Origin of the sequence: Jiangella asiatica (assembly GCF_004349065.1) — a bacterium.
Classification (GTDB): domain Bacteria; phylum Actinomycetota; class Actinomycetes; order Jiangellales; family Jiangellaceae; genus Jiangella; species Jiangella asiatica.
Genome location: NZ_SMKZ01000018.1, coordinates 117,064 through 128,184 on the forward strand (window position 1 = coordinate 117,064; position 11,121 = coordinate 128,184).

Below are 11,121 nucleotides of genomic sequence, written 5' to 3' on the forward strand. Positions count from 1 at the left end.
AGTACTTGGTCTTTGCATGAACAGCAGTCACCGCGGAGTCAGGATGACATCGCGATTTCGCAACAGTCCTTCCAGGGCCTGGCTCTGCACAATTGCACGTGTTACATCACACTGGATCGAGGCGATAGTCGTCGAACAGCGCCAGCAGGTCGGCCGCTCGGACTCCCGCCAGCGAGTCGACGACGATCAGCCCCGGCTCCGGCTCGGCGGCGACGGCGTTCGGCACGGACAACACGCGGGCGCCGGCCGCCAGGCCAGCGGCGGCGCCGCGCGGGGAGTCCTCGATGACCACGCATCCGGCTGGGTCGACACCCAGCCGGTGCGCCGCGGTCAGGTACGGCTCGGGGTGCGGCTTGCCGTTGGTGACCTCGTCGCCGACGACGACCGCCTCGAACGTCCCGGGCGGCAGCTGAGCGACGACGGCGTCGGCGAGCACTCGGTACGACATGGTCACCAACGCCGACGGCACCCCCAGCCCGCGCAGCTCCGCCAGCAGCTCGGCCACGCCGGGCTGCCAGGAGATGCCGTCGCCGAGGCCGCGCAGCACCTCGCCGATCATGTGCTCCACGATCTGCGCCGGTGTCATGGGGATGCGGCCCTTGTCGCGGATGTAGGCAGCGGCCTCCAGCAGGTCGCTGCCCACGAGCGCGAGACTGTCGGCGTCGGTCCAGGTGCCGCCGTGCCCGGTGACGAGCGCCTCCTCGGCGCCCATCCACAGCGGTTCGGTGTCGATGATGGTGCCGTCCATGTCCCACAGGACGGCGGCGGGTAGGTGCGATGTCACACACACCATCGTCGCATGCTGGGCAATCCGCCCCACCGCCGGTGTAGTGCACCGCAAGGGGTTGACGGATGGAGCGAGAGCCGGAAGCGTGGACAGTGCGAACGGCTTGCCAACCGGCTCGTGCGCCGGGAGAGGATCGATACCCAGCCGTACGTCATAGCGGGCCGTCAAGCCCATGCGGCCATATCACGGGCATCCACGACGAGATGCCGACGCCACAACCGATGCGGGGCGCCGTTGGTGCGCGCTCCGTCGGAGGTCACCATGCTCACACTCACCGAGAACGCCGCTGCGGTCATCCGCAACATCGCCGGGCAGCAGGACATGCCGGAAGGCACCGGCATGCGTATCGTCGCCGCCGTCGACGGCGGCCTCAACCTGAACATGTCCCCCGGGCCGGAGGAAGGCGACCAGGTCGTCGACCAGGGCGGAGCCCGGTTGTTCCTCGATGCCCAGGCCGCACAGATGCTCGACGACAAGGCGCTCGACGCCGCCGTCGACCCCGACGGAGCCGTCCAGTTCGCCCTGGCCGAGCAGGACTGGAATGCCTGACGCGCCGCGGCAACTCTAGGTCGCGTTGAAGTACTTGGCCTCAGGGTGGTGGACGACCAACGCGTCGGTCGACTGTTCCGGATGGAGCTGTAGCTCCTCGGAGAGGTTCACCCCGATCCGCTCCGGCCGCAGCAGCCGCACGAGCTTGACCCGGTCGGCGAGGTCGGGGCAGGCGGGGTAGCCGAAGGAGTATCGCGATCCCCGGTACTCCTGCTTGAGGATGCCGCCGAGCTCGGCGTCGTCCTCAGCACCGAACCCGAGCTCGTCGCGCACCCGCGCGTGCCAGTACTCCGCCAGCGCCTCGGTGAGCTGGACGGACAGGCCGTGCAGCTCGAGGTAGTCGCGGTAGGAGTTGCTCTCGAACAGCTTCGCCGTCGCCTCGGCCACCCCGGAGCCCATGGTCACCAGCTGGAACGCCACCACGTCCACGTCTCCGGACGAGCGCGACCGGAAGAAGTCGGACAGGCACAGCCGGCGGTCGCGGCGCTGGCGCGGGAACGTGAACCGCTCCAGCTCCTTGCGGTGGTCGTCGGGGTCCAGGACGACGAGGTCGCGGCCCTCGGCGACGGCCGGAAAGTACCCGTAGACCACGGCGGCCTCGAGGATGCCCTCGGTGTGCAGGCGTTCCAGCCACAGGCGCAGCCGCGGCCGGCCCTCCGTCTCGACCAGCTCCTCGTAGGACCGGCCGTCGCGGGTGCCCTTGAGCCCCCACTGGCCCATGAACGTCGCCCGCTCGTCGAGGTAGGCGGCGTAGTCGGCCAGGTGCAGGCCGCGCACGACTCGGGTGCCCCAGAACGGCGGCACCGGGACGGTGTTGTCCGCGGCCACGTCGGAGCGCACGTCGTCGCCGTCGTCGGCGGGGGTCGTGACGGTGGTGCGCGCGACCCGCCGCTTGCGCAGCGCCGGCAGGACGTCGGCGAGCTCCTTGTCCGGGTCGGTGCGGACGCTGGCGACGGCGTCCATGAGCCGCAACCCTTCGAACGCGTCACGGGCGTAGCGGACCTCGCCGGCGTAGAGCTCGGCGAGGTCGTCCTCGACGAACGCCCGGGTCAGGGCCGCGCCGCCCAGGATGACCGGCCAGCGCGCCGACACGCCGCGCTGGTTCATCTCCTCGAGGTTCTCCTTCATGACGACCGTGCTCTTCACCAGCAGCCCGGACATGCCGATGACGTCGGCATCGTGCTCAGCGGCCGCGTCGAGGATCGCGCTGATCGGCTGCTTGATCCCGAGGTTGACGACGCTGTAGCCGTTGTTCGACAGGATGATGTCGACGAGGTTCTTGCCGATGTCGTGGACGTCGCCCTTGACAGTAGCGAGGACGATGGTGCCTTTCTGGGAGGATGCGCCGTCGTCGAGCTTTTCCATGTGCGGTTCGAGGTAGGCAACGGCGGCCTTCATGACCTCCGCGCTCTGCAGCACGAACGGCAGCTGCATCTGGCCGCTGCCGAACAGGTCGCCGACCGTGCGCATCCCGTCGAGGAGGGTGTCGTTGACGATCTCGAGGGCAGGACGCCTCGACAGTGCTTCATCCAGGTCCGCCTCCAGGCCCTTGCGCTCGCCGTCGACGATGCGCCGCTCGAGCCGCTCGAACAGCGGCAACCCGGCCAGCGCGGCCGCGCGGTCCTCCGTCGTCGACGTCACGCCCTCGAACAGCTCCAGGAAGCGGGTGAGCGGGTCGTAGGCAGGCTCGTCGCCGGCCGCGGGGCGGCGGCGGTCGTAGACGAGATCCAGCGCAACCTGGTACTGCTCCTCCGGGATGCGCGAGACCGGCAGGATGCGCGCGGAGTGCACGATCGCGGAGTCCAGCCCGGCGGCCACGCACTCGTGCAGGAACACCGAGTTCAGCACCGCCCGGGCGGCAGGGTTCAGCCCGAACGACACGTTCGACACGCCCAGCGTCGTCTGGACGCCCGGGTGCCGGCGCTTGATCTCGCGGATCGCCTCGATGGTCTCGATGCCGTCGCGGCGGGTCTCCTCCTGGCCGGTGGCGATCGGGAAGGTCAGGCAGTCGACGATGATGTCCTCGACGCGCATGCCCCACTCGCCGGTCAGCTGGGCGATGAGGCGCTCGGCGACCCGGACCTTCCACTCGGCGGTGCGGGCCTGCCCCTCCTCGTCGATGGTGAGCGCGACGACCGCGGCACCGTGCTCCCTGATGATGGGCATGAGCCGGCGGATGCGCGAGCCGGCGCCGTCGCCGTCCTCGTAGTTGACGGAGTTGACCACGCTGCGCCCGCCCAGGCACTCCAGGCCTGCTTCGATGACCGCCGGCTCAGTGGAGTCCAGCACCAGCGGCAACGTGCTCGCCGTGGCCAGCCGGGCCGCCAGCTCACGCATGTCCGCGGCGCCGTCTCGTCCCACGTAGTCCACGCACAGGTCCAGCAGGTGCGAGCCGTCGCGAGTCTGCGCTCGGGCGATCTCGACGCAGTCGTCGAGCCGGCCCTCGAGCATCGCCTCACGGAACGCCTTGGAACCGTTGGCGTTGGTGCGCTCCCCGATGGCCAGGTACGAGGTGTCCTGCCGGAACGGCACGTGCTGGTAGAGGCTCGCCGCACCAGGCTCGACCTGCGGCCGGCGCGCCGCCACCTCGCGGCCGCCGACCCGCTCGACCACGTGGCGCAGGTGCTCCGGTGTCGTGCCACAACATCCGCCCACCAACGCCAGCCCGTACTCGGCGGTGAACAGGTCGTGCGCGTCGGCCAGCTGCTGCGGCGTCAGCGGGTAGTGCGCGCCGTCGGACGTCAGCTCCGGCAGGCCGGCGTTGGGCATGCAAGCCAGCCCCGTCGTGGCGTAGCGGGCCAGGTGGCGCAGGTGCTCGCTCATCTCGGCCGGGCCAGTGGCGCAGTTGAGCCCGATGTGATCGACGCCGAGCGGTTCGAGTGCCGTCAGCGCGGCGCCGATCTCCGAACCCAGCAGCATGGTGCCGGTGGTCTCGACGGTGACGTTCACCATCAGCGGAACGTCCGTGCCGTCCGCCGCCATTGCCCGGCGGGCGCCGATGATCGCGGCCTTGGCCTGGAGCAGATCCTGCGCGGTCTCGACGAGGACCGCGTCGGCGCCGCCGGCCAGGAGCCCGGCGACCTGGGTGCGGTACGCGTCGCGCAGGGTGGCGAAGTCGACGTGCCCCAGCGACGGCAGCTTGGTGCCCGGGCCGACGCTGCCGAGCACCCAGCGCGGCCGATCCGGCGTGGACCAGCCGTCGGCGACCTCGCGGGCCAGCCGAGCGCCGGCCTCGGCCAGTTCGTGGATGCGGTGGGCGATGTCGTACTCGCCGAGGTTCGCGTGGTTGGCGCCGAACGTGTTCGTCTCGACGCAGTCGACGCCGACGGCGAAGTAGGCGTCGTGGACGGAGCGGACGACGTCGGGGCGGGTGACGTTGAGGATCTCGTTGCAGCCCTCATGGCCCTCGAAATCGTCGAGCGTGAGGTCGGCCGCCTGGAGCATCGTGCCCATGGCTCCGTCGGCAACCACGACGCGCCGTTTCAAAGCCTCACGCAAACTCCCCCGCATCACGCCAGGGTAGAGCCATCACCACAGCTCACGAGGAAACGTCCGCCATGCGGACGATTCGTCTCTGAATTCGAGACACGTCGGCGAGCCAAGCGGCGCCAGGAGCCGTAGGGTTGGGCCATGGACGACGGAACCTGACCCGGGCCGTCGCCCACGGCCGCCAACCGGTCACCACGGCCGCTCACCGGTCGCCCCCGGTCGCTCAGCAGGGAGACGAAGCGTGATGGAGCTCGACGGTACGCCGCAGCTGCGCGATCCTGTCCTGATCGCGGCGTTCGAGGGATGGAACGACGCCGGCGAGGCGGCCACTGCCGGCGTCGAGCACCTCGAACACGAGTGGCGCGCCACCCCGGTCGCTGCCCTCGACCCCGACCAGTACTACGACTTCCAGGTCAACCGGCCGCAGGTCAGCGTCGACGAGACCGGCCTGCGCAGCATCGAGTGGCCCACCACGCGCCTGTCCGTCGTCCACCTCGACGACGCCGACCGCGACATCGTCCTGCTGCGCGGCATCGAGCCCAACATGCGCTGGCGCGGCTTCTGCGCCGAGCTCCTCGCCGTCGCCGCCGACCTCGGCGTCGAGGAGGTCATCACCCTCGGCGCGCTGCTGGCCGACGTGCCGCACACCCGCCCCGTCCCCGTCACCGCGTCGGCCAGTGATCCCGACCAAGCCGACCGGCTCGGGCTGGAGGCCTCCAAGTACGAGGGCCCCACCGGTATCGTCGGCGTCTTCCAGGACGCGGCCACCAAGGCCGGGCTGGAGTCCATCTCGCTGTGGGCGGCCGTCCCGCACTACGTGGCGCAGTCCCCCTGCCCGAAGGCGACCCTCGTCCTCATGCAACGCGTCGAGGACGTCCTGCGCCTCCCGGTCCCCCTGGGCGACCTCGCCGAGCAGGCCGAGGCCTGGCAGCACGGCGTCGATGAGCTCGCCGAAGAGGACTCCGACGTCGCCGAGTACGTCCGCCGCCTCGAGGAGGCCCGCGACACCGTCGACCTCCCCGAAGCCTCCGGCGAACACATCGCCCGCGAGTTCGAACGCTACCTCCGCCGCCGCGACACCTGACCCTCCGACTCCCTCCCTCGCCCCGCCCCCGAATGATCACGTTCAGCACGAAATCCCATGTCGCACCACGATTGCAAGCCTGGTGATGCACGGGTAGGCCTCGTGATGCGACCGTTCAGGCGCTCAGGCGACGACGCGGCGGCGCCCTCGACCGAACGCGGCCCGGTACCGCGCCGCCACGAGGTCATCGCGATAGAGGTCGGCCCACACCGAGCGGACCACCTGCAGCCCTCGGTCACGCAGCCGGTCCTCCCGGATCTTCTCGCGCCAGACGGCGTCGCCGGCGCTCTCGCCAGGCCGCAGCAGCCGACCGTACTTCTCGCGCCCGTCGAACTCCCCGATGGTCGCGTAGCCCTCGAAGTAGAAGTCGACCCGGTCGTCCGTGCCGTCCGGACCCGGCAGGTTGAGCTGCAGCTCAGGGCGGGGCAATCCGATGCGTTCCAGCTGCACCCGATGGCGCGACTCCCCAACACTCTCCGATCGGCCGTCCGCGAACTCGACCACGCGACCGGCGGCGCGTGCACCCCGCCAGTCCCGCATCGTGTCCAGGACCTCGAGCAGCTCGGCACTCGTCGTCGCCGACTCGGCCAGGATGCCGTCGACGGTCACGACCGCGCTTTCGAACGGCGTCGTCCGGGCCACGTCGAGCGCGGTGCGAGCCGGTGTCGTCGTCGCGACCCCGTCGACGACACGCACCTCAGCCTCGGACAGCCTCCCCGCGTGGTGGTGCACGCCGGCCTCTCTGCGTGGTGCGTGCAGATCGCGTCGCGACACGTGCACACACGACAGGTCGGCTCCCCACACGCGCGTCCCGAGCCACACAGCGGCTGACGTGTGGCTCAGCACCGCGGGCACCGCCATCTGGAGGAGCACCGCCTGGCAGCGAGCTCGGTGCAGCTCGAGGTCGTTCATGCGCTTCCACACCGTCGCCTCGACGTAGGCGCCTCGGCGGATCGCTACCCACGCACCGGTCGCGCGCCGCCGAGCGATCTCATAGTCGTCGTAGCCGGCTGCCAGGACCTGCGCCCGGACGACAACGCCGTGCTGCCGCGCGGCAACGGCTCTCAAGGTCTCATCCATGAACAGGACGGTGCCGACTGCTGGGCCGGTGCACCAGCGCCAGGCCACGGAATGTGGATAACGGCGTCATCTCAACGGGCGTGTGGACAACCACCCATCACGAGGATGACCCGAGCGTCACGAGGATTACAGGCATGGTGCGACACGAGATTGCGTGCTGAACGTGATCATTTGGAGAGGGCGATGCCGAGGAGGGTGTCGATGACGGCGGCGGCGAGGGCGGGGGCTTCGGCGTCGGTGCCGGGGGTCGCGGCCCAGGCGTCGACTGCGGCCAGGGCGCCGGGGCTGTCGAGGTCGTCGGCCAGCCGTTCCCGAACGGTCGCCACCAGGTCAGCCGCGGGCGCTCCGGCCGGCGCCGTCGTCGCGGCTCGCCAGCGGGCCAACCGCTCCTGGGCGTCGGCCAGCACCGACGGGGTCCATTCCCGGTCGGCGCGGTAGTGCGCCGCGAGCAGGGCCAGTCGGACCGCGGCAGCTTCGACGCCCTCGCGGCGCAGCCCGGACACGAATACCAGGTTGCCCAGCGACTTGGACATCTTCTCGCCGTCCAGGCCGACCATGCCGGCGTGGACGTAGGCCGTCGCGAACGTCCCGGTGACGACGTGGGCGTGGGACGCGGACATCTCGTGGTGCGGGAACGCGAGGTCGTTGCCGCCGCCCTGCACGTCGAAGGGGACGCCGAGGTGCTCCATGGCGATCGCGGTGCACTCGACGTGCCAGCCGGGGCGGCCGGGGCCGAACGGGCTGTCCCATGACGGCTCGCCGGGCCGGGCCCGCTGCCACACGAGACAGTCGAGTGGGTCCTTCTTGCCCGAACGGTCGGGGTCGCCGCCGCGCTCGGCGAACAGGGAGCGCATCTCCGCCTCCGACAGCCGGGCCACCGAGCCGAACGCCGGGTCGGAGCGCACCGAGAAGTACAGGTCGCCGTCGACCTCGTAGACCGACGCCTCCATCCGCTGGATCAGCGCGATGATCAGCGGGATGGCCTCGACGGCGCCGACATAGCGCGCCGGCGGCAGCACCCGCAGCCAGGCCATGTCCTCGGTGAACAGCTCGGTCTCGCGGTCGGCCAGGGAGCGCCAGCTCCCCCCCGTCTCGGCGGCCCGCTCCAGCAGGGGGTCGTCGATGTCGGTGACGTTCTGCACATAGTCGACCTCGTGGCCGGCGTCCCGCCACAGCCGGTTGAGCAGATCGAACGCGACGTAGGTGGCCGCGTGCCCGAGGTGGGTGGCGTCGTAGGGGGTGATTCCGCAGACATACATCGACGCGCGATCACCCGGCGAGATCGGCCGCACGGACGCCGTCGCGGTGTCGTACAGCCGCACGGGCAGCCCGCGCCCAGGGAGGGCGGGCAGGTCGGGGGCAGACCAGGCGCGCATGATTCCAGAGCCTAAGTGGTCAGAACACGGGCCAGGGAACCGGCATCCGCCCCTCGGGACTCGGCATGGTGCCGCGCGTCAGCAAGGCGTCCACCCGATCGGCGGTCGCTGCCACCTCGTCGTCGTCGAGCAGTGTGCCCAGCCGGCCGCCCAGCGAGCCGTCCAGCAACGCCCGCAGCGACTCCAGCGCCTCCCGTTCGGCGACGGTGATCGGCTCGCCCGCCCACCCCCACAAGACGGTGCGCAGCTTGGGCTCGACGTTGAAGCAGACGCCGTGGTCGACGCCGACGATCTCGGCCAGCGCGGGCGCGACGCCCCGGTCGCCGGCGAGCACGTGGCCGCCCTTGCGGTCGGTGTTGTTCACGACGGTGTCGAAGAGCGCGAGGCGCCGCAGCCCTGGGTCGTCGGCGTGCACCAGCACGACGGGGTCACCGCCGCCGTCGACGGCCCGCAGGATCGGCAGCCACCCCTCGACGGCGGCACCGGGCGCGACGACGTCGACCCACTCCGGGCCGGACGCGGGCTGCTCCATCCACGCCTGGCACATCCCCGGTCCGAAAGGGCCGTCCGCGCGCAGCGCCGTCGGCGGCACGAGGTGCCAGCCGGTGGCGTCGGAAACCTCGTACGCGGCGACCTCACGGGCGGCGAGGGTGCCGTCGGGGAAGTCCCAGAGCGGCTGCTCGCCGCGGATCGGCTTGTACACGCACCGCACGGCTTGGTCGCCATGACGCACCTGCCCGATCAGGGTCAGGTTGGAGGCGACGACCAGCCGGCCCTCGACCGTCAGCTCACCCTCACGCAGCAGGCTCAGCAGGTCCACGCGGGTCAGATCCGCCGCCGGTAGCCGTTCTGACGGGGGCAGACGTGGCCGGCCGGGTCAAGCGGCAGGCTGCACAGCGGGCACGGGGGCCGCCCGGCCGCCACGACCGCCTGGGCGCGCTTGGCGAAGGCCCGCGCCTCCTGGCCCGAAAGCCGCACGACCATGACGTCGCGGTCGGACTCGTCGGGGTCGTCCGGCGGCTCGCTTTCGTCGTCGACGACGGCGTAGGCGGCGACGACGACGTGCTCGCTGTCGGTGTCCCAGGACAGCGTCATGGCGCCGACCCGGAACTCCTCGACGATCGGCTGCTCCAGCGGATCGAGGTCGTCCATGTCCGGCGGCGCGACGGCCGGAACCGAGGTGAGCCCGCCGGCCCGGCGCAGGATCTCGTCGAGCATGGCGTCGACCCGCTCGGCCAGCACCGACACCTGCTCCTTCTCGAGCAGGACGCTGATCAGCCGGGTGGAGTCGCGCGCCTGCAGGAAGAAGGAACGCTCGCCGGGCCGCCCGACGGTTCCGGCGACGAACCTGTCGGGGGAGTCGAATCGATATACCTGCACGGCCACGGCTGAAAGCCTATCTCGGGCCCCACCACGGGCATTGATCAACTCGCCGCCTCACGTTCCGGCTCCCCCGCCGACGACGGCGTCCGTCGCGGCCGCGCGGTCCTCGCGGTCCGGCGCGTGCAGGAAGCGCAGGTCGCCGCCGAGGTCGTTGAGGCGCTGCACGAACGGCCGGTGCTCGGTGTAGGAGACGACGGTGACCGAGCACGGGTCGATGACCAGCCGCTGGAAGTGGTCGAGGTGCATGCCGAGCGCGTCGGCCACGATGGCCTTGATGACATCGGCGTGCGACACCGCGATCCACACCGCGCCGACGCCGTCGGAGGCGGCCAGGCGGGTGTCGTGCTCCCGGACCGCAGCGACGGCCCGCTGCTGCACGGCCCGCAGCGACTCGCCGTCGGGGAACACCACGCCGGACGGGTGGTCCTGAACGACCTTCCACAGCCGCTCCTCGCGCAGCTCGGCGAGGGGCCGGCCGGTCCAGGTGCCGTAGTCGCACTCGGTGAGCCGCTCGTCGACGTCGACCTCGCGGCCGGCGGCGATGCCGCGTGCGGTCTCGGCGCAGCGTTCCAGCGGACTGCTGACGACGACGGCCGGCCGCACCGGCCGCAACCGCTCGGCGAGCACCGTCACGGCGGCCCGCCCGGCCTCGTCGAGGGGGACGCCGGGGCTCCGGCCCGCCAGCACCCCGGCCGCGTTGGCGGCGGTCCGGCCGTGCCGCACCAGTACGACGGTTGGCATGCCCGCAAGCCTACGAGGGCGCGAGTCCGGCACGAGGGCCGGCTGAGGCCGCTGGTGAGACCAAGGACGAAGGCTCCCTCGCATCACCGGTGGGCGACGAGGTTGCCGGTGACCACACGGGTGGCTTGGCCGACCCGACGGCCAAGGGGGACCCAGGACTTCTGGGCGATTTGTTCCAGTTGGCGGTTACCTCGGCGTACATTGAGGTGGTCCAAGGGGGTCGCGCGGCCCATCGACATGGGCTAGGTATGTCTGGGACGAACGTCGACATGGCGGGCCCGTTCGGACCACCCCGGTGGCGCGAGCCGGGTGCGGAAGGAGACACGACGCTCTATGCGGTGCCTCAAACGTCAGCAGGTCGCGGCAGTCGCGGCGGCTGCGGGCTTCGCCCTGGCCCTGGCCAGCGTTCCGGCGCAGGCGGATCCGACGGCGCAGCCCGACTCCCCCGCGCCGTCGGCCAGCCCGTTCGAGACGCTGACGGAGCCGCCGTCGACGCCGCCGAACCAGCCGCCGACCGAGACTGACGCGCCCACCGAGACCGACACGCCCACGGAGACGGACGCGCCGACGCAGACCGAGCTGCCGACACCGACGCAGACGACGACGCCGCCTCCGACCACGCCTCCCACGAC

General features: G+C 71.3%; 9 protein-coding genes and 1 pseudogene. 2 read left to right on the forward strand and 8 right to left on the reverse strand.

Annotation, left to right across the window (positions count from 1 at the left end):
- Positions 1-106: 106 nt before the first annotated feature.
- On the reverse strand, positions 107-784 hold the full coding sequence (locus E1269_RS14515) for an HAD family hydrolase (protein ID WP_203433575.1): 678 nt from the start codon (positions 782-784) through the stop codon (positions 107-109).
- Positions 785-1,048: 264 nt separating this feature from the next.
- Here E1269_RS14515 and E1269_RS14520 point away from each other — a divergent pair, with 264 nt between their 5' ends.
- Entirely contained in the window at positions 1,049-1,336 is a 288-nt protein-coding gene (locus E1269_RS14520) for an adhesin (RefSeq protein ID WP_131895651.1), read from the forward strand.
- Between the two features lie 15 nt (positions 1,337-1,351).
- Here the strand turns inward: E1269_RS14520 and metH are convergent, their stop codons facing one another.
- Positions 1,352-4,846: a methionine synthase gene (metH, locus tag E1269_RS14525; RefSeq protein WP_131895653.1), complete on the reverse strand. Its 3,495-nt coding sequence runs from the start codon at positions 4,844-4,846 to the stop codon at positions 1,352-1,354.
- Positions 4,847-5,066: 220 nt separating this feature from the next.
- On the opposite strand from metH, the pseudogene E1269_RS14530 reads away from it, so the two are divergent.
- A pseudogene (locus tag E1269_RS14530) lies at positions 5,067-5,903 on the forward strand (PAC2 family protein); the annotation flags it as partial.
- Between the two features lie 129 nt (positions 5,904-6,032).
- Here the strand turns inward: E1269_RS14530 and E1269_RS14535 are convergent.
- From E1269_RS14535 to E1269_RS32255, 6 genes are all read right to left on the reverse strand, one after another.
- The gene (locus E1269_RS14535) at positions 6,033-6,989 is read right to left on the reverse strand and encodes a type IV toxin-antitoxin system AbiEi family antitoxin domain-containing protein (RefSeq protein WP_131895657.1); all 957 of its coding nucleotides are present in this window, start codon (positions 6,987-6,989) and stop codon (positions 6,033-6,035) included.
- A gap of 167 nt (positions 6,990-7,156) precedes the next feature.
- Positions 7,157-8,365, reverse strand: coding sequence for a cysteine--1-D-myo-inosityl 2-amino-2-deoxy-alpha-D-glucopyranoside ligase (mshC, locus tag E1269_RS14540; RefSeq protein WP_131895659.1), 1,209 nt, complete (start codon positions 8,363-8,365; stop codon positions 7,157-7,159).
- 19 nt (positions 8,366-8,384) lie between these two features.
- Entirely contained in the window at positions 8,385-9,194 is an 810-nt protein-coding gene (locus E1269_RS14545) for an SCO1664 family protein (RefSeq protein WP_131895661.1), read from the reverse strand.
- Positions 9,191-9,751, reverse strand: a complete 561-nt coding sequence (locus tag E1269_RS14550; protein WP_131895663.1) for a DUF3090 family protein — start codon at positions 9,749-9,751, stop codon at positions 9,191-9,193. The genes E1269_RS14545 and E1269_RS14550 overlap by 4 nt, the downstream gene beginning before the upstream one ends.
- A gap of 51 nt (positions 9,752-9,802) precedes the next feature.
- Complete coding sequence (locus E1269_RS14555) at positions 9,803-10,489, reverse strand: MSMEG_4193 family putative phosphomutase (protein WP_131895665.1); 687 nt, start codon at positions 10,487-10,489, stop codon at positions 9,803-9,805.
- Between the two features lie 350 nt (positions 10,490-10,839).
- On the reverse strand, positions 10,840-11,121 hold a 282-nt coding region (locus tag E1269_RS32255), incomplete at its 5' end, for a hypothetical protein (protein ID WP_203433577.1).

What these genes read in the sequence shown, in the direction of transcription:
- E1269_RS14520 (WP_131895651.1), top strand. Translation starts at nt 1,049, where the DNA reads ATGCTCACACTCACCGAGAACGCCGCTGCGGTCATCCGCAACATCGCC.
- metH (WP_131895653.1), bottom strand. Translation starts at nt 4,846, where the DNA reads ATGCGGGGGAGTTTGCGTGAGGCTTTGAAACGGCGCGTCGTGGTTGCC.
- E1269_RS14535 (WP_131895657.1), bottom strand. Translation starts at nt 6,989, where the DNA reads ATGGATGAGACCTTGAGAGCCGTTGCCGCGCGGCAGCACGGCGTTGTC.
- mshC (WP_131895659.1), bottom strand. Translation starts at nt 8,365, where the DNA reads ATGCGCGCCTGGTCTGCCCCCGACCTGCCCGCCCTCCCTGGGCGCGGG.
- E1269_RS14555 (WP_131895665.1), bottom strand. Translation starts at nt 10,489, where the DNA reads ATGCCAACCGTCGTACTGGTGCGGCACGGCCGGACCGCCGCCAACGCG.